Here is a 19,637-nt window from a genome sequence, read left to right as displayed (position 1 = left end):
GAGCATGCAACTTAATTCCACAGAAATTAGCGAGCTGATCAAACAGCGTATCGAGAAATTCGATGTTGTGAGTGAAGCACGCAATGAAGGTACTATCGTCTCTGTGAGCGATGGTATTATCCGCATCCACGGTTTAGCCGATGTGATGCAGGGTGAAATGATTGAACTACCAGGCGGTCTTTACGCGCTTGCACTTAACCTTGAGCGTGACTCGGTTGGTGCGGTTGTAATGGGCCCGTATGCTAACCTTCAGGAAGGCATGAAAGTAACGGGTACTGGTCGTATCCTTGAAGTACCTGTAGGTCCTGAATTGCTTGGTCGTGTGGTAAACACACTAGGTCAACCAATTGATGGTAAAGGTCCTATTGATGCAAAACTCACTTCTCCAGTAGAAATGATTGCACCAGGTGTTATCGATCGTAAATCAGTAGACCAACCAGTACAAACTGGCTACAAGTCTGTTGACTCAATGATTCCAATCGGCCGTGGTCAGCGTGAGCTTATCATCGGTGACCGTCAGACTGGTAAAACAGCGATGGCGATTGATGCGATCATTAACCAGAAAGATTCTGGAATCTTCTCTATCTACGTAGCAATTGGCCAAAAAGCCTCTACTATCGCTAACGTAGTACGTAAACTTGAAGAACACGGCGCACTAGCAAACACTATCGTGGTTGTAGCATCGGCTTCTGAGTCTGCGGCATTGCAATACCTGGCTCCATATTCAGGTTGTGCAATGGGTGAATACTTCCGTGATCGCGGTGAAGATGCACTGATTGTTTATGATGATCTATCTAAACAAGCGGTGGCTTACCGTCAGATTTCTCTACTTCTAAAACGTCCACCAGGTCGTGAAGCATTCCCAGGTGATGTTTTCTACCTTCACTCTCGTCTACTAGAGCGTGCTTCTCGTGTAAGCGAAGAGTATGTTGAGAAGTTTACTAACGGTGAAGTGAAAGGTAAGACGGGTTCTTTAACCGCTCTTCCTATCATTGAAACACAAGCTGGTGACGTATCTGCATTCGTACCGACTAACGTAATTTCGATTACCGATGGTCAGATCTTCCTACAAACTGAGCTATTTAATGCCGGTGTTCGCCCTGCGGTTGACCCAGGTATTTCGGTATCTCGTGTAGGTGGTTCAGCACAAACTAAGATCATTAAGAAACTGTCTGGTGGTATTCGTACTGCACTTGCACAGTATCGTGAACTAGCCGCGTTTGCTCAGTTCTCATCTGATCTTGATGCTGCAACTAAGAAGCAGTTGGACCATGGTCAAAAAGTAACTGAGTTAATGAAGCAGAAGCAATACGCTCCATTCTCTGTATTTGACCAAGCATTAGTTATCTTTGCTGCTGAGCGCGGTTATTTAGACACGATCGAGCTAAACAAATTAGCTGATTTTGAAGCCGCTCTTCTATCGTACGCTCACGGTCAGTTTGCTGATTTCGTTGCTGAAATCAACAAGACGGGTGCTTATAACGATGAAATCGAAGCCACACTTAAGAAGTTGGTTGATGGTTTCGTAGCAACCCAGACCTGGTAATTCGTAGGTGATGTTTATGATTAATTTAAATCTTAGTTATCAGCATCACCAGTTAGCGAATGTCCATTAAAGGAGAGTAACGATGGCCGGCGCAAAAGAGATTCGTACTAAAATTGGTAGTGTTAAGAGCACACAAAAAATTACGAAGGCAATGAAAATGGTTGCGGCTTCCAAGATGCGTCGTACACAAGACGCGATGGAATCGTCTCGACCATATGCAGAAACAATGCGTAAAGTGATCGGTCATGTAGCCAATGCCAACCTTGAGTATAAGCACCCTTATCTTGAGGAGCGTGAAGCTAAAAAAGTAGGCTACATTATCGTGTCAACCGACCGTGGTTTATGTGGTGGTTTAAACATTAACTTGTTTAAAGCAGCATTAAACGACATGAAGGCATGGTCTGATAAAGGTGCAAGTGTTGAACTTGCAGTGATTGGTAGTAAAGCTACCGCCTTCTTCAGACATACTGGCGCTAAAGTATCTGCTCAAATTTCAGGTTTAGGTGATGAGCCTAGTCTTGAATCTTTGATTGGTTCTGTCGGTGTAATGCTGAAAAAATACGACGAAGGTGAACTTGATCGCCTATACGTAGTATTTAACCGGTTCGTTAACACTATGGTTCAAGAACCTAAGATCGATCAATTGCTACCTTTGCCTAAATCGGATAGCGATGACATGAAACGCACTCATTCTTGGGATTATATTTATGAGCCTGAGCCTAAGCCGTTATTAGATACTTTGCTTCGACGTTATGTTGAATCTCAAGTGTATCAAGGCGTGGTAGAAAATCTCGCATGTGAGATGGCAGCCCGAATGATTGCGATGCAAGCAGCAACAGATAATGCGAGTAATCTGATTGAAGATTTAGAACTTGTGTATAACAAAGCCCGTCAAGCGGCGATTACACAAGAGCTATCAGAAATCGTATCTGGTGCAGCAGCAGTTTAATTTTATTGTTAAATCAGGTTTCGTTATTTGAATGAAGCTTAGGTAAATTAATAGTTTAGAGGATTAACGATGGCTACAGGTAAGATCGTACAGATCATCGGTGCAGTAGTCGACGTAGAGTTCCCACAGGACAGTGTACCTCGTGTATACGATGCCCTGAACGTTGTTGACGCAAAAGAACGTCTTGTTCTTGAAGTTCAACAGCAACTTGGCGGTGGCGTAATTCGCGCAATCGTAATGGGTAGCTCTGATGGTTTACGTCGTGGTTTGGAAGTGGTTAATACAGGCGCTCCAATCTCAGTACCAGTAGGAACAAAAACACTTGGTCGCATCATGAACGTATTAGGTGATGCTATCGATGAGTGTGGTGAAATTGGCGCAGAAGAAAACTATGCGATTCACCGTGCTGCACCAAGCTACGAAGAGCAGTCGAACGTAACTGAACTTCTAGAAACCGGTGTTAAAGTAATCGACTTAATTTGTCCATTCGCTAAGGGTGGTAAAATCGGTCTATTCGGTGGTGCAGGTGTAGGTAAGACCGTTAACATGATGGAACTTATCAACAACATCGCACTACAACACTCAGGTCTATCAGTGTTTGCTGGTGTTGGTGAGCGTACTCGTGAAGGTAACGATTTCTATTTTGAAATGCAGGAAGCCGGTGTTGTAAATATCGAAGAGCCTGAAAAATCAAAAGTAGCAATGGTTTACGGTCAAATGAACGAGCCACCAGGTAACCGTCTACGCGTAGCATTGACTGGTCTAACCATGGCGGAAAAATTCCGTGATGAAGGCCGTGATGTACTACTGTTCATCGATAACATTTACCGTTATACCCTTGCGGGTACAGAGGTATCGGCTCTACTAGGCCGTATGCCATCTGCGGTAGGTTATCAGCCAACGCTAGCGGAAGAAATGGGTGTGCTTCAAGAGCGTATCACTTCTACTAAGAATGGTTCTATCACTTCTGTACAAGCGGTATACGTACCTGCGGATGACTTAACTGACCCATCTCCAGCGACAACGTTTGCTCACTTGGATGCAACAGTTGTACTTAACCGTAACATCGCAGCTATGGGTCTATACCCTGCGATTGACCCACTAGATTCTTCATCTCGTATGTTAGATCCACTAGTGGTTGGTCAAGAGCACTACGATGTAGCGCAAGGTGTACAGACTACTCTACAACGTTATAAAGAGTTAAAAGACATCATCGCGATCTTGGGTATGGATGAATTATCTGAAGAAGATAAGCAACTTGTATCTCGTGCTCGTAAGATTGAACGTTTCCTAACTCAGCCTTATCACGTAGCGGAAGTATTTACTGGTGACCCTGGTGTGTACGTTTCTCTAAAAGAAACACTACGCGGCTTTAAAGGTCTGATCGCTGGTGACTACGATGATATTCCTGAGCAAGCATTCATGTACTGTGGTTCGATTGACGACGCAGTAGAGAACGCTAAGAAGCTTTAAGTTTAACAGACAAAGACGTTTAAATTTAAACACTGAGTTTATTAAGCTATAAGCTAATTAGGAGGCAACATGGCTATGACTTTTCACCTAGACATCGTAAGTGCTGAGAAAAAATTATTTTCTGGTACTGTCGAATCTTTTATGGTGACAGGTAGTGAAGGTGAACTAGGTATTTACCCAGGACACACTCCACTTCTGACTGCTATTAAGCCTGGTATGGTGCGTTTAGTGAAACAACACGGCCACGAAGAAATTATTTATATTTCTGGTGGTATGGTTGAAGTTCAACCGGGTACTGCAACAGTACTGGCTGATACCGCAATCCGTGGTGAAGACTTAGATGCAGCTAAGGCTGAAGAAGCCAAACGCAAAGCTGAGGAAAATATTAAGAATCAGCATGGCGACATTGACTTCGTTAAAGCGAGCAGTGATCTGGCGAAAGCAATCGCTCAGTTACGAGTAATTGAATTAACGCGTAAATCACATCGTTAAGTTTTAGCGGTAATAGAGTAAGAATAAAAGGCGGCCTAAGGTCGCCTTTTTTGTTGTTTTTTTGTTAGTGCGTCTCAAACTTTGGTCAAAGTAACTACTTTTAAGGTAGAATCTTTGCAGATTAATCTTATAGGTAATGCTTTATGAATTTTAGTGCTGTCATTCTTGCTGCGGGTAAAGGTACTCGCATGTATTCTGAAAAACCTAAAGTCCTGCACCGCTTAGCTGGTCGTCCGATGGCAAAACATGTCATTGATACTTGTGCCAAAGTGGGTGCTCAAAATATTCATTTGGTTTATGGCCACGGTGGTGATCAAATGAAGGAAGCTTTAGGTGCTGAGCCAGTTAATTGGGTACTACAAGAACAACAACTTGGAACCGGCCACGCGGTAAATCAAGCGGCTCCCGATTTTTCTGACGATGAAAAAGTTCTTATTTTATATGGTGATGTCCCATTAATTTCTAGTGAAACCATTGAAAACTTACTCGATGCTCAACCAAATGGTGGTATTGCGCTACTAACGGTTATTTTGAAAAAACCAGAAGGTTACGGCCGTATTATTCGTAAAAATGGCCCAGTTGTGGCGATTGTTGAACAAAAAGATGCTACGGAAGAACAAAAGCTAATTAAAGAGATCAACACCGGCGTGATGGTTGCCACTGGCGGTGATTTAAAGCGTTGGCTCTCCGCGCTTAAAAATGAAAATGCTCAAGGCGAATATTATCTCACCGATATTATTGCCGCGGCCCATAAAGAAGGCCGTGCCGTTGAAGCGGTTCATCCTGTCAGCCCTATAGAGGTTGAGGGCGTTAATGATAGAGCCCAGCTAGCAAGACTGGAAAGAGCCTATCAGTCAATGCAGGCACAAAGACTATTAGAACAAGGTGTGATGCTGCGTGATCCAAATCGTTTTGATTTACGTGGAGAAGTACACTTTGGAATGGATGTTGAAATTGATGTTAATGTTATCTTAAAAGGTAAAGTTACCATTGGTAATAATGTCCAGATCGGTGCTGGCTGTATATTAAAAGATTGTGAGATTAAAGATAACGCTATTCTTTACCCTTATAGCATTGTTGAAGAGTCTGTTGTTGGTGAAGAATGTACTGTCGGGCCTTATGCGCGTTTACGCCCAGGTTCTGATCTGAAAAAAGCTGCTCACGTGGGAAACTTTGTCGAAATCAAAAATGCCACCTTAGGTGAAGACTCTAAAGCAGGCCATTTAACTTATTTAGGCGATGCACAAATTGGTGATCGGGTAAATGTTGGTGCCGGCGTGATCACTTGCAATTACGATGGTGCGAACAAGTTTAAGACTACCATTGGCGATGATGTATTTGTGGGTTCCGATTCTCAATTAATCGCACCTGTTACGATTGCCGATGGTTCAACCATTGGTGCTGGTACCACAGTAACGAAAGATGTGGCTGAGAATGAATTAGTGATCACACGAGCGAAAGAGCGTGTCATTGCTGGTTGGAAGCGCCCAACGAAAAAGAAATAGTTTATTTCGTTACTATTAAAAAGCCCACTCAAACTGAGTGGGCTTTGTTGTATCTAGCCTCGAGAAACGAGAAACGAGAAACGAGAAACGAGAAACGAGAAACGAGAAACGAGAAACTATACTTCTTCCACTAACTCCGCAGTCACTTCTACTTTTGATACTGAGAACAAGTAACCAGCTAATAAGCCAAGCGTACATAACACAGCAACAAAACCAGTGGTTGGCAGTGCTTGGCTGGCAAACGCCGCCACTAAAGCACTGGCTAAGCCACTGATACAAATCTGTAAGCTATTTTGCAGCCCCGCAGCGGTAGCAGGGCTGTTTTTACAACTGGATAGTGCACGATTGACTACGATTGGGTATAACGCACCATTCGCGACAGCAATAAAGCAGAACGGGATCAACACAGGCCAAATCGTGCTGATGTTCATTTGCGAGGCAATAAACATCACGATAGATGAAACCGTGAATAGGGCTAATAAAGCTTTTAATACCTTACTATCACCGAGTTTGGCGACATAACGTTTACCAAAGTAACCACCGGCCATAAATGCAATGGTTTGAGGAACAAAGCTTAAACCTATATCTTTCGCGTCATAGCCCATAGATGTCATGATTTCTGGCATACCGGTAAGGTAGGCAAAGAAACATGCTGAAGCCATAGCGAACATTAATACGTTACCTAGGTAAACGCGAGAGCCAAACAAGCCTTTAATATCTTGCTTGATAGACGTCTGTTTTGGTTCGACTGCTGGATCTTTTGGTTGAGCTAGTGTCATCCAAGTTAGCGCGGCACCAACTACAGTTAAGAAAATAAAGATGCTCGACCAACCAAAGTGGCTCATCAAGAAAACACCAAGTTGTGGTGCGATAGCAGGCGATAAAGCCACTAACGGCATAATCGAAGCAAACACTTGTTGACTAACTGAGCTTGAGTAGCGCTTAATCACCATCGCTTGCCAGATCACCGCTGGCGCACAAACCCCAATTGCTTGAATAAAGCGTAGAGTCAATAATTGCCATACTTCTTGGCTAAAACCTAAACCGAGTGAAGCCAAGGAAAACAGCACTAAGCCAGTGGCTAGTGTATTACGATGACCAAATTTATCAGAAGCTAAACCCCATAACAGCTGGCCAGAAGCCATACCGGCCAAAAAGATCGATAAAGATAAAGCAATTGATTCTGGACCAGTAGAAAAATGCGCTTCTAAGGTTTTGAATGCTGGCAAATACATGTCGGTGGCAACAAAGCCCAACATGGATAATGCAGCAAGATAAAATAATTGTGTTTTTGTGATATTCATAAAGCGACCATTCAGGATAGAAATTGACGTAATGCCAAAGATTAACCGCATTATAAATTTTTCTATCTGAGAAATTAAACGTTATAATTTTAACTCATCGTTCAATTTTTTTGATAGATAGAAAAATCAGCTAAGTGGAAGGGAATATGTATTCAAAGCAATCACTACAAATGCTCGATACCGTAGCGCGTATGGGCAGTTTTACTGCCGCGGCAGAGCAATTACATAAAGTCCCTTCGGCGATAAGTTATGCGGTTCGTCAGGTTGAACAAGAGCTTGGTGTGAAACTATTTCATCGATTAACTCGAAAAGTGCAATTAACCGAAGCTGGGGAACACTTTATTAAAGAAGCACGCCAGTTATTGCGTCAAATGGAAGAAGTGAAAGCGCAAACCAAACGAGTCGAAAGCGGTTACCATAAAACCGTTAAGCTAACTTTAGATAACATCGTAAAACTTGAGCAGTTAAAACCTTTAATTGAGGATTTTTATAACACTTTCGATTATGCCGAATTGCAGATCAATATGGAGGTGTTTAATGGCTCATGGGAAGCAATTTCTGAAGGGCGGGCAGATGTTGTGATAGGAGCTACTTCAGCGATTCCGGTGAGTGGTGATTATGGCGTTAAACCTATGGGCAGCATTGACTGGGCGTATGTGATGGCCGCCGATCACCCATTAGCGAGTCAAAGCGAATTAACCGATAACGATTTAGCCGCGATCCCAGCCATTTGTTTGGATGATACCTCAACTATTCTACCCAAGCGTCATACTTGGCATTCCGCGCAGCAGCGTCGTTTATTACTGCCTAACTGGTTTAGTGCGATTGAGTGTTTAAAAAATAAAGTTGGAATGGGGTATATGCCGCGTCACATGGCATCATTTTTTATCGAGCAAGGTGATTTAATTGAAGTGGACCTCACGGGTGATAAACCCTTAAGCGCTTGTTGTTTAGTGTGGCGTAAGAACCAAGACAATAAGCTGGTGGAATGGCTAATAGACTACCTTGGCGATAGCCAGAAAATGTATCAAGATTGGCTTAAATAATAGATTGTGTTAAGTACTACAGGATTGTCTGCAGTACTTTAATTTTACTGATTAAGTGCACTACGAATAAAGCCGTTATGTTGTGTTAAACGCTGTTTTGCTTGCTTAGCATCAATATCAGCTAGAAGCATCAAAATAGCGGTTTTGCAGTGACGGTCACATGCGTTCAGTGCTTGTTCCGCTTGCTCAGTTGTCGCGCCCGTTGCTTCCATCACAATATTGGTTTGGCGCTGAATGAGTTTGGCGTTAGTGGCTTCTACATCCACCATTAGGTTGCCAAAGACTTTCCCACTGCGAATCATCGCGCCAGTGGTTAACATATTCAGTACTAGTTTTTGTGCGGTACCCGCTTTCATGCGAGATGAACCAGTCACCACTTCAGCACCGACAATCGGAGTAATTACGATTTTGGCTTGTGCTTCCATTGGGCAACCCGGGTTGCAAGCCAGTGATACCGTAGTCGCGCCTACTGAATTAGCATATTTCAAACCGCCAATCACATAAGGCGTACGGCCACTGGCGGCGATTCCCACTACCACATCTTTGTTGGTTAGATTTAGTGACTCAAGATCTGACTGACCGAGTTCGAGATTATCTTCGGCATTCTCGACCGCTTTTAAAATAGCTTGATAACCACCCGCAATTAAACCGACTACTAGGTCTGGGTTGCTTCCATAAGTTGGCGGGCACTCACTTGCATCAAGAATACCGAGTCGACCAGAAGTGCCTGCGCCCATATAAATCAATCGACCACCAGAGGCAAACGCTTGGGTGATCACATCGACTGCTTGAGCAATTTTGGGTAGTTCTGCTTTTACCGCCAGAGGGACTTTTTGATCTTCTTGGTTAATGATGGTCAGCATCTCTTGTGTTGAAAGAGTATCAATCTCAGCACTGGCAGTATTTCGGCTTTCCGTCACTAAGTGGGTTAAATCAATTTTCATTGTATAAACCTCATTATATTCAATGAGTATAAAATACAGAGTGGAGGGGAAAATAGGAAGATATATAAAATGATAGCGGCTTAGTTTTTATTGTAAGCCGCATCAATTTTTCGTATTAACTTAAAAAGAACTTATACGACGGGCTGTCATTTTCATCTTTATATTGGTAACCCAACTCTTTTAAATGAGCTGAAAAGCGTTCTAAGTCGGAATCTTCTAGCTCAAAACCACATAACACTCGGCCATAATCTGCACCATGGTTACGGTAGTTAAATAGGCTAATGTTCCAATGAGTGCCTAGGGTGCTGAGGAAGTTCAGTAGTGCGCCAGGGGATTCCGGAAACTCAAAGCTGTATAAACGCTCTTTTAATGGTTTGAGTGGCTTTCCGCCCACCATGTATCGAACGTGTAGCTTGGCCATTTCGTCATCAGACAGGTCTGCTACTGGATAGCCGCCATGGCGTAAATCTTCAACAATATTATCTAACTCTTGTTGACCATCTTGCAGACGAACACCGACAAAAATATTGGCTTGCGTATCATCGTTATAACGATAGTTAAACTCAGTTACGGCACGGCCACCGATTAGATGACAAAATTCAAAGAACGCGCCTTTACGCTCAGGGATAGTGACTGCTAACAAACCTTCACGTTTTTCACCTAGCTCGCAGCGTTCTGAAACATAGCGTAGTCCGTGGAAGTTGGTGTTGGCACCAGAGAGCACCGTACCAAGTTGCTTACCTTGTAGCTGATGTTGTTCAGTAAACTTCTTCAAACCGGCTAAAGCGAGTGCACCAGAAGGTTCCGCAATGGCGCGAGTATCTTCAAAGATGTCTTTGACTGCCGCGCAAATTTCATCGCTCGAAACCGTAATGTGTCCATCAAGGTATGCTTGGCAGACGCGGAAGGTTTCATTGCCTATGATTTTTACTGCCACACCATCGGCGAACATGCTAACGCGATCAAGTGGCACAGGTTTACCTGCATCGAGTGCGGCTTTTAAACAAGCAGAATCTTCCGGCTCAACCGCAATCACTTTAATCTCGGGCATTAATTGTTTGATTAACACTGCCACACCGGCTGCTAAACCACCGCCACCAACAGGCACAAAGATATAATCTAAATGGCCGTTTTGTTGCAGCATTTCCATACCGATCGTACCTTGGCCAGCGATCACTAATGGGTGATCAAAAGGTGGTACATAGGAATAGCCATGTAATTGGGCTAAACGTTCAGCTTCGGCTTTGGCTTCATCAAAGTTACTACCGTGAAGTAATACTTCACCACCAAAGTTACGTACTGCGGTAACTTTGATATCTGGTGTCGTGGTCGGCATCACGATAATAGCTTTGATATTGAGTAAATGACCAGATAGCGCAATACCTTGAGCGTGATTACCCGCCGATGCCGTAATCACTCCGGCTTGTTTTTGTGCTTCGGTTAAACTGGCGACCATATTGTAGGCGCCGCGCAGTTTAAAAGAGTGAACTGGCTGGCGGTCTTCACGCTTGATTTGTACTTTATTGCCTAAGCGTTCCGATAAGCGGGTCATTTCTTGAAAAGGAGTGACGATCGCTGCTTCATAAATGGGGGCGCGCAAAATGTGGCGCAGGTATTCTGCGCCAGTATGTGGCAAATTGAGCGGTTGGGATTCATCTGGCATCAGGTTTACTCCTCAAGCTTAGATTTATCACGTACCGCGCCTTTATCTGCGCTGGTGGCTAACATCGCGTAAGCTTTTAATGCAAAAGATACACTGCGATCTCGAGCGGCTGGTTTCCAACCAAGTTGATCTTGTTTAGCGCGGCGTTCTGCTAATTCTTGCTCGCTCACTTCGAGTTCAATGGTACGGTTAGGAATGTCGATGGTAATCGTGTCACCTTGGTTTACTAAACCGATAGTACCGCCATTGGCTGCTTCTGGAGAGGCGTGGCCAATCGATAAACCTGATGTACCACCAGAGAAGCGTCCATCAGTTAATAGCGCACATTCTTTGCCTAAGCCCATTGATTTTAGGTAAGTAGTTGGGTAGAGCATTTCTTGCATACCCGGGCCACCTTTCGGGCCTTCGTAACGAATAACCACTACATCGCCGGCTTTGACTTTGCCACCTAAAATGCCTTCAACTGCATCTTCTTGGCTTTCAAATACGACCGCTGGGCCTTGGAATTTTAGAATGCTTTCATCAACCCCGGCTGTTTTTACGATACAGCCATCAAGTGCAATATTACCGCTGAGTACTGCAAGACCACCATCTTGGCTAAAAGCGTTTGCTTTGGTGCGAATACAGCCATTTTCACGGTCATCATCGAGCGTATCCCAGCGGCAATCTTGTGAGAAGGCTTTAGTGGTACGAATACCAGCAGGGCCTGCGCGGAAAAATTTCTTCACCTCTTCCGATTTCGTTTGCATGATATCGTATTGAGCTAATTGCTCAGACATAGTGAGGCCAAGGACTGTTTTGGTTTGATTGTTGATAAGACCTGCACGATCCAGTTCTGCCAAAATCGCCATAACACCACCAGCACGGTGAACATCTTCCATATGGTATTTTGGAGTAGAGGGAGCCACTTTACAGATGTTAGGAATTTGACGAGACATTCGATCGATATCCGCCATCACAAAGTCAATATCACCTTCTTGAGCTGCCGCTAATAAGTGCAGAACCGTATTGGTTGAGCCGCCCATAGCGATATCGAGTGCCATAGCATTTTCAAAGGCATCTTTATTGGCAATATTACGTGGCAATGCAGAGTCATCATCTTCGAGGTAGTAACGTTTCGTCAGTTCAACAATGCGTTGACCTGCTTTAAGGAAGAGTTGTTCACGGTCAGCGTGAGTGGCCAGCATAGAGCCATTACCTGGCTGGCTTAAGCCTAGCGCTTCTGTTAAGCAGTTCATTGAGTTGGCGGTAAACATGCCTGAACATGAGCCACAAGTTGGGCAAGCAGAGCGCTCGACTTTTTCACTTTGTTCATCAGACACTTTTGGATCCGCACCTTGGATCATGGCATCCACTAAATCCAGTTTGATCAGTTGATCTGAAAGCTTAGTTTTACCAGCTTCCATTGGTCCACCAGAAACAAAGATTACTGGAATATTTAGGCGTAAAGATGCCATCAACATTCCTGGAGTGATCTTGTCACAGTTAGAGATGCAGACCATGGCATCAGCACAGTGAGCATTAACCATATACTCTACAGAATCAGCAATCAATTCACGCGATGGTAGGGAATACAGCATGCCGCCGTGACCCATAGCGATACCATCATCCACCGCGATGGTGTTAAATTCTTTGGCGATACCACCGGACTTTTCAATTTCAGCGGCAACCAGTTGGCCCATGTCTTTTAAGTGGACGTGACCGGGAACAAACTGAGTAAATGAGTTAACTACAGCGATAATTGGTTTACCGAAGTCTTCTTCTTTTACACCGGTGGCACGCCATAAAGCACGTGCGCCAGCCATGTTACGGCCGTGAGTGGTAGTGGCGGAGCGATAAATAGGCATAGTGTTAAATCCTTTTAATCTCTCCTTCGTACTTGAAGTTGCAGCTTTGTTAACTGCGTTCATTCGTCCCCATTTCTTAAAAAGAAGTCTTAGACGAGCTAAGCCCCAGGGGATTTATTCAGTTGTTGTTTCGTTGCAACTTCAATTACTTTGGAGATAGAGTGATATATTTAAATTCTATAAAGTGAGTTAAAAAGTCATTTATTTTGTAGGGTATACTGGATCTAACCAGCCCCATTTGTCTTCGGTAGTACCGTCAAATAAGCCGAAGAAGCTTGATTGAATATGCTCGGTAATTGGACCGCGTTTGCCAGCGCCAACCGTAATTTGGTCGACACTACGTACAGGTACAATTTCAGCTGCAGTGCCAGTCATAAAGATTTCATCGGCAAGGTAGAGTGCTTCACGAGCAATATTGGCTTCTTCAATTTCATAACCGAGCTCTTTGGCTAGGATAACAATTGAATCACGAGTAATACCCGGCAGAATTGAGCTGGTGGCAGGAGGTGTGACAATCTTGCCATTCTTCACCACGAAGATATTTTCACCCGCGCCTTCTGAAATATAACCATTCACGCTCAATGCAATGCCTTCATCGTAACCATGACGACGAGCTTCACCACCGACCAATAAAGAAGAAAGGTAGTTACCACCGGCTTTGGCCGCGGTTGGAATGGTGTTTGGCGCAGCGCGGTTCCAGCTTGAAATCATTGCATCGACACCATTAGCCAAAGCTTCTTCACCTAGGTAAGAACCCCAAGGGAAAGCGGCAATGATCACTTCCATTTCTGAATCGACTGGTGGGCAAACCCCTAGACCAACATTACCGACAAAACCTAATGGACGAATATAAGCAGAATCTAACTTGTTAACGCGTAGAGTTTCACGACAAGCTTCCATCATTTCTTCTACTGAATATGGAATTGGGAAGCGGTAGATTTTTGCTGAATCTTTCAAACGATCCATGTGCTCCTTATGGCGGAACACAATTGGACCATTTGGAGTATTGTAACAACGAATACCTTCAAATACCGAAGTACCATAGTGCATAGCATGCGTTAAGACGTGGACATTAGCCTCAGCCCAAGGCACCATTTTTCCATTAAACCAAATAAAATCTGCGGTATTTGTAGCCATCTCGGTCTTCCTTTTCAATTCGATGTTTTTATTCTTCTACTAAATGTGTTTGCAGCAGTTGAGTTTCGACGGTGCGAATGTCCCATAGCTTCTCAATCTGATTGATCAAAATCGTGATAGGTCGGTTGCTATCAACAATGATTTCCACTGTTGCAACATTACTTTCGTGGTTCACGGTGGCGATCACTTGTCGGATTATAAAACCACGATGTCGAATCACGCGCAACACTCGCTCTAACAATACGGGTTTGTCGTCTGCTTTTATGTTTAATTGATATCTGTCCATTAGGTGTTCTCCAACATATCTTGGTTTGCGGCGCCCGGTGGCACTAATGGCCAAACATTTTCTTCTTCTGAAATTAAAACGTGTAATAAGTAAGGCGTTTCACTGGCGAGCATCTCTTTTAATGCTGGCTCAACTTCTTCTTTGCGAGTAATCGTTTTACCCGGAATATCAAATGCTTTAGCTAGCATGATGAAATCTGGGTTGTCATCTAAAACAGTTTCACTGTGGCGACCATCAAAAAATAGTGATTGCCATTGACGAACCATGCCTAAACGTTGGTTGTTTAGCAGCACCATTTTTACTGGAATTTTGCGACGCTTTAATGTTCCAAGCTCTTGGATGTTCATCATAAAAGAGCCATCGCCAGTGATCAGAATTGACTCATCATTTGGACGTGCAACTTTAGCCCCCATTGCTGCTGGCAAACCAAAGCCCATGGTACCAAGACCAGCTGAGGTGATGTAGTTTTGTGGCGCGCGCGGTTGGATATGTTGAGCTGCCCACATCTGGTGTTGGCCTACGTCAGTCGAAATCATCGAACTGTCTGGCATCATATCTGACAGTTGTTTCAACAATTTTGGCGCATAAATCAAATCACCCGGGTGATCGTAGCGCCATTTGAATTTCTTTCTTAAACGGTCGCAATGTTCGTTCCACTCAGTAACATCATTACTCACTTCCAGTTGCGGCAGTAGTAGGTTGAGATCGCCGCGTAATGGCGCGTGGGCATGACGAAGTTTATTAAATTCGGCTGCGTCAATATCTAAATGAATCACTTTGGCGTGTGGCGCAAAGGTATCTAGCTTGCCGGTTACTCGGTCATCAAAACGCGCACCGACTACTATTAATAAGTCACATTCTTGCACGACTAGGTTAGCGGCTTTGGTGCCATGCATGCCAAGCATACCTAGGTAGTGTGGATAATGACGCTCAATGGTGCCTAAGCCTTTTAGAGTGCTGACGGTTGGGATTGGGTTTAACTTTAAAAACTCACGTACTGTATCGGTTGCATGAGCGAGTTGAACACCGCCGCCGACATATAAAACAGGCTTATGACTATTAGATAAAACTTGCTGAGCTTCTTCGATGGCTTGTTGAGTTGCAACTGGAATCGAAGGGGGAGTAAATTCAGGCAGTATCTTGGTTGGCGCTTGAGCTAATTGAACATCTTTAGCGATATCGACTAATACTGGACCGGGGCGACCAGATTTGGCTAACTCAAAGGCTTCAGAAAGAGTGGGAGCGAGATCGTTGATATCCGTCACTAAGTAACTGTGCTTACAACACGATAGTGACATACCGATTACATCCATTTCTTGGAAAGCATCGGTACCGATATGAGTGCTGGCAACTTGTCCTGTGATGGCAACAATCGGGATCGAATCCATGAGGGCATCGGCAAGACCGGTAACTAGGTTAGTGGCACCGGGGCCGGATGTAGCCATACAAACGGCAACGTCTTGTGTTGAACGAGCCATCCCGATCGCTGCCATTGCAGCACCTTGCTCGTGACGACATAAGATATGTTCGACATCGCCATCATATAGGGCATCGTAAATTGGCATGATTGCGCCACCAGGGTAACCAAATACGGTTTTTATACCTTCTTGCTGTAGTGCGCTGACTACTAATTCTGCTCCATTCATCGTTTAGTCTCCTGCGCGTTTTGCGGTTTGTCTTCCATGTATTGTGTCTGCATGAGGCGTATTCCTTGTCCTACTTTATTGGTATTAATTTATTATTATTGTCATGACCAATGGTAAATTTTTATGTTTAAAAAGAGATAAAAAAAAGCCCCCGACTTAAAGTGCGGGGGCTTGATAGTGTTTGGTGTTACTTATCGCTCACTAATCCCCGCGCGGACCGAATAATGACCACGACTAGGAGAATAATCAGAGTGTGAATACGAGCGATAGGGTTCATTCCAATTCCATTTGAAAGCGTAACGTAATCTGTAGTATTAGTGGTATCACATAAATTGATCATATTACAAGCAAAAACTCACACTTTTTTCACCATATGGCTTACTTCAAAGCTTGTATACAGGAGTACCTAATCAAAATATAAAAGAAGTGGATAGATAAATGGAATTAGCAATCATACATAGTCGAGCCTGTGTGGGGGTAGAGGCGCCAGAGGTGACCGTTGAGGTTCACATAAGCAACGGTATGCCGGGATTTTCTTTAGTCGGACTTCCAGAAACCACGGTCAAAGAAGCTAAAGATCGGGTGCGTAGCGCAATTTTAAATTCAAACTTTGAATTTCCTGCCAAAAGAATCACGGTCAATTTAGCGCCGGCCGATTTACCTAAAGAAGGAGGTCGTTTTGATCTGCCGATTGCATTAGGTATTTTGGCTGCTTCTCAACAAATCGCAATTAATAAACTCGACAGCCATGAGTTTGTCGGTGAATTGGCTTTGTCTGGAGAACTTAGAAGAGTTAAAGGTGTACTTCCCGCAGCATTAGCTTGTATTAAACAACAGAGAACCTTAGTCGTCCCAAAAGATAATGGCGATCAAGCAGCGCTCGTTGGCCAAGAAGTGCATAAATCAGCGACTACCTTATTGGAAGTGTGTGCTGATCTATGTGGTCAGCAAACCATGGGATTATTTACTACTGACAACGTACAACCTAAGACAAATAATGATCGTGACTTACAAGATATTATTGGTCAGCAGCAAGGTAAGCGGGCACTCGAAATTGCCGCGGCAGGTTCGCATAACTTGTTATTTTTAGGCCCACCGGGAACCGGAAAAACCATGTTGGCTTCTCGTTTATGTGATTTGTTACCAGAGATGAGTGATGATGAAGCGTTAGAAAGTGCTTCGGTGGCCTCATTAACGGAATTAGAAATTAATCATCATAACTGGAAAAATAGGCCATTTCGCTCTCCTCACCATTCTAGTTCAATGGCAGCGTTAGTCGGCGGAGGCTCAATCCCAAGGCCAGGAGAAATTTCATTAGCGCACAATGGCTTGTTATTTTTAGATGAAATGCCGGAATTTGACCGCAAAGTGTTAGATTCGCTGCGTGAACCTTTAGAATCGGGTGAAATTATTATTTCTCGTGCTGCCGGAAAAACCCGTTTCCCAGCTCGATTTCAATTGGTTGGTGCACTCAACCCGAGCCCAACTGGGTATTATGAAGGTTCACAAAGCCGCGCTAATCCACAAACTATTTTGCGCTATTTGAGTCGTTTATCTGGTCCATTACTGGATCGTTTTGATATGTCGATTGAAATTCCTGCATTACCAAAAGGAACGTTATCGCAAGGTGGTGATCGCGGAGAACCAACGCAAGTAGTCAAACAGAGAGTCTGGCAAGCTCGTCAATTGATGTTAGCGCGCAGTGGTAAGGTCAACGCGTTATTAAACAGCCGTGAAATTGAGCAAGTATGTAAACTTGCTAAAGCGGATGCGGAATTTTTAGAACAAGCGCTCCATCAATTGGGATTATCGGTGCGTGCTTATCATCGTATCTTGAAAGTCGCCCGTACTATTGCTGACTTATCACAAGCAGAGTGGATTGAAAAAGCCCATTTAGCGGAAGCGTTAGGTTATCGCAATATGGATCGCTTATTAAAGCAGTTAACGGCACAAGCGGTATAGAGTTTTAATGCTAGGTTTTTGATTGTAGGTAAGTTTATAATTATAAATAAGTTTTAGTGATTTAATGTAGGTTTTATCTGCACTGAAAACAAATAAAAAACGGGAAGCCAATTCGCTTCCCGTTTTGTTTATGAGTCGGTTTGATTACTTCTTCAATAAGAAATCAATTAAATCAAAGTACTCATTAATATCTTTAATTTTGCTCGCATCAACAACGTACTTGTTGTTTACCACAACGGTTGGAACACCAGAAAGGCCGCTATCTTTAAAGGCTTTATCAAAGCGACGTACCATTGAATCAACCGCAAAGCTGTTATAAGTACCATCAAAATCAGCCGCAGATACCCCGTTATCTAGGAAAATTTGGCGTAATTCAGCTTCATCTTTTGGCGGATTACGTTGTACATGAATGCGGTTAAACATAACTGGAACCAGTTTGTCTTCTACATCTAGAGAAACCATCGTCGCGTAAGCTTTACTCATTGGCTTGCCCATATTGCCACCCATGAATGAAACCGGCACTTTTTCAAAATCGGCATTTCCATCAAGATGTTTTTTTAGTGCGCCAATCATAGGTTCGAATTCATGACAGTGTGGGCAGTAGAAAGAGAAAAACTCAGTCACAGTTGGTGAGCTAGCAGCCGGTAGGTCAATCACTTTGTAGTAATCACCTTCAGGAAATCGTTCTGCTTGAGCAGCAAAACTCAATACCAGAGCAGCAAACAGGGTAAAGATTTTTTTCATTGTAGAATTAACTCCATTTCATTTTAGGTGAGTTACCATTGTGGTGTTAACGATAACGTCGGTTCTTGCAAAGCTGAAATTTGTTCTTTAAATGCCAGTACTTGATTTTCCCAATATTTTGCATCGTTAAACCAAGGAAATGCAATCGGAAAAGCTGGATCATGCCAACGTTTTGCCAGCCAAGCCATGTAGTGGACCATTCTAAGACCGCGTAAAGGCTCAATCAGTTTCAATTGATTAGTATCAAAATGTGAAAACTCGCTATAAGCTTCAAGAATAATATCGAGCTGCATTAATTTTTCTGAACGTTCACCACTGAGTAGCATCCATAAATCTTGCACTGCCGGACCATTACGCGCATCGTCAAGATCAACAAACATTGGGCCATCACGCCATAAAATATTGCCGGGATGGCAATCACCGTGTAAACGGATGAGTTGCTTAGGTTCAAACCAATGTCGTTCTAATTGTTCGATCAGCATATCAAGGTCGCTGAAAAAGCTTTTCTCTAAATAGCTTGGAATAAAGCTTGATTGTTGCAGTAATTGACGCGGTTGGTATAAGTATTCATCTAGGTTGATAGTTGGACGATGCTCAAATGATTTAGCTTGGCTGACTTGATGAATACGCCCCATAAAGCGGCCTACCCATTCCATTTGATCGAGATTATCCACTTCAAACTGACGGCCACCAACACTTTTAAATAGCGCAAAGTAGTAGCCTTGGTATTGATGTAGCGTCATGCCATTAATCACGCAAGGAGGAGCAACTGGAATATCTTGTTCCAGTAATTCTTGGGTGAATTGATGTTCTTCTATGATTTGCGCTTGTGACCAACGTTGTGGGCGATAAAATTTCACTACATAACGTTTTTTATCTTCATCGATAAATTGGTATACCCGGTTTTCATAGCTGTTAAGAGCCAGTAAACCCGATTCGGCTCTGACACCAATACTTTCTAAGGCATACCACATAAAGTCGGGCGTTAAGGCTTCAAAGTTGAAAGCCATGGTTGGCGCATTATCGTTATTCATATAATAAAAAGGGCCAATTACTTAGCCCTTCCTTATGTGATTGTTAACTTGTTATGTGA

16 protein-coding genes are annotated in these 19,637 nt (G+C 43.5%); 7 read left to right on the top strand and 9 right to left on the bottom strand.

What is annotated here, in order from left to right:
- The first annotated feature begins 4 nt into the window (after positions 1 to 4).
- The 5 genes from atpA to glmU all read left to right on the top strand — a co-directional run bounded on the left by atpA (position 5) and on the right by glmU (position 5,965).
- On the top strand, positions 5 to 1,546 hold the full coding sequence (gene atpA / locus ACE3G9_RS12125) for a F0F1 ATP synthase subunit alpha (protein WP_417881387.1): 1,542 nt from the start codon (positions 5 to 7) through the stop codon (positions 1,544 to 1,546).
- 82 nt (positions 1,547 to 1,628) lie between these two features.
- The gene (gene atpG, locus ACE3G9_RS12120) at positions 1,629 to 2,495 is read left to right on the top strand and encodes a F0F1 ATP synthase subunit gamma (protein WP_089138007.1); all 867 of its coding nucleotides are present in this window, start codon (positions 1,629 to 1,631) and stop codon (positions 2,493 to 2,495) included.
- A gap of 69 nt (positions 2,496 to 2,564) precedes the next feature.
- Entirely contained in the window at positions 2,565 to 3,968 is a 1,404-nt protein-coding gene (atpD, locus tag ACE3G9_RS12115; RefSeq protein ID WP_089138006.1) for a F0F1 ATP synthase subunit beta, read from the top strand.
- 69 nt (positions 3,969 to 4,037) lie between these two features.
- Entirely contained in the window at positions 4,038 to 4,460 is a 423-nt protein-coding gene (locus ACE3G9_RS12110; protein ID WP_417881388.1) for a F0F1 ATP synthase subunit epsilon, read from the top strand.
- A gap of 143 nt (positions 4,461 to 4,603) precedes the next feature.
- The gene (gene glmU / locus ACE3G9_RS12105; protein WP_417881389.1) at positions 4,604 to 5,965 is read left to right on the top strand and encodes a bifunctional UDP-N-acetylglucosamine diphosphorylase/glucosamine-1-phosphate N-acetyltransferase GlmU; all 1,362 of its coding nucleotides are present in this window, start codon (positions 4,604 to 4,606) and stop codon (positions 5,963 to 5,965) included.
- 116 nt (positions 5,966 to 6,081) lie between these two features.
- Here the strand turns inward: glmU and punC are convergent, their stop codons facing one another.
- Entirely contained in the window at positions 6,082 to 7,269 is a 1,188-nt protein-coding gene (punC, locus tag ACE3G9_RS12100; protein WP_449219258.1) for a purine nucleoside transporter PunC, read from the bottom strand.
- A gap of 146 nt (positions 7,270 to 7,415) precedes the next feature.
- Here punC and punR point away from each other — a divergent pair, with 146 nt between their 5' ends.
- Complete coding sequence (punR, locus tag ACE3G9_RS12095; protein WP_449219257.1) at positions 7,416 to 8,315, top strand: DNA-binding transcriptional activator PunR; 900 nt, start codon at positions 7,416 to 7,418, stop codon at positions 8,313 to 8,315.
- A 44-nt stretch (positions 8,316 to 8,359) separates the two neighbouring features.
- Here the strand turns inward: punR and murQ are convergent, their stop codons facing one another.
- The 6 genes from murQ to ilvG all read right to left on the bottom strand — a co-directional run bounded on the left by murQ (position 8,360) and on the right by ilvG (position 15,838).
- Complete coding sequence (gene murQ, locus ACE3G9_RS12090) at positions 8,360 to 9,259, bottom strand: N-acetylmuramic acid 6-phosphate etherase (protein ID WP_417881392.1); 900 nt, start codon at positions 9,257 to 9,259, stop codon at positions 8,360 to 8,362.
- 115 nt (positions 9,260 to 9,374) lie between these two features.
- Positions 9,375 to 10,922 (bottom strand): threonine ammonia-lyase, biosynthetic, encoded by a 1,548-nt coding sequence (gene ilvA, locus ACE3G9_RS12085; RefSeq protein ID WP_417881393.1) that lies wholly within the window; start codon positions 10,920 to 10,922, stop codon positions 9,375 to 9,377.
- A gap of 5 nt (positions 10,923 to 10,927) precedes the next feature.
- On the bottom strand, positions 10,928 to 12,769 hold the full coding sequence (gene ilvD / locus ACE3G9_RS12080) for a dihydroxy-acid dehydratase (RefSeq protein ID WP_449219256.1): 1,842 nt from the start codon (positions 12,767 to 12,769) through the stop codon (positions 10,928 to 10,930).
- A gap of 201 nt (positions 12,770 to 12,970) precedes the next feature.
- Positions 12,971 to 13,906 carry a branched-chain-amino-acid transaminase gene (ilvE, locus tag ACE3G9_RS12075; RefSeq protein WP_417881395.1) on the bottom strand — a complete coding sequence of 312 codons (936 nt, stop codon included), beginning with the start codon at positions 13,904 to 13,906 and terminating at the stop codon, positions 12,971 to 12,973.
- A 28-nt stretch (positions 13,907 to 13,934) separates the two neighbouring features.
- Positions 13,935 to 14,192 carry an acetolactate synthase 2 small subunit gene (gene ilvM / locus ACE3G9_RS12070; RefSeq protein WP_193000045.1) on the bottom strand — a complete coding sequence of 86 codons (258 nt, stop codon included), beginning with the start codon at positions 14,190 to 14,192 and terminating at the stop codon, positions 13,935 to 13,937.
- Positions 14,192 to 15,838, bottom strand: coding sequence for an acetolactate synthase 2 catalytic subunit (ilvG, locus tag ACE3G9_RS12065; RefSeq protein ID WP_417881396.1), 1,647 nt, complete (start codon positions 15,836 to 15,838; stop codon positions 14,192 to 14,194). Before ilvG ends, ilvM begins: the two co-directional genes overlap by 1 nt.
- A gap of 438 nt (positions 15,839 to 16,276) precedes the next feature.
- Between ilvG and ACE3G9_RS12060 the strand changes: the two genes are divergently transcribed.
- Positions 16,277 to 17,800 carry a YifB family Mg chelatase-like AAA ATPase gene (locus ACE3G9_RS12060; RefSeq protein WP_417881397.1) on the top strand — a complete coding sequence of 508 codons (1,524 nt, stop codon included), beginning with the start codon at positions 16,277 to 16,279 and terminating at the stop codon, positions 17,798 to 17,800.
- 144 nt (positions 17,801 to 17,944) lie between these two features.
- Here the strand turns inward: ACE3G9_RS12060 and ACE3G9_RS12055 are convergent, their stop codons facing one another.
- Positions 17,945 to 18,544, bottom strand: a complete 600-nt coding sequence (locus ACE3G9_RS12055; protein ID WP_449219255.1) for a thiol:disulfide interchange protein DsbA/DsbL — start codon at positions 18,542 to 18,544, stop codon at positions 17,945 to 17,947.
- 32 nt (positions 18,545 to 18,576) lie between these two features.
- Positions 18,577 to 19,578 (bottom strand): serine/threonine protein kinase, encoded by a 1,002-nt coding sequence (locus ACE3G9_RS12050; protein ID WP_449219254.1) that lies wholly within the window; start codon positions 19,576 to 19,578, stop codon positions 18,577 to 18,579.
- Positions 19,579 to 19,637: the final 59 nt, after the last annotated feature.

The sequence above is a fragment of the Vibrio sp. E150_018 genome (genome assembly GCF_053544035.1).
This window is presented reverse-complemented; position numbering and strand designations above follow the sequence as displayed.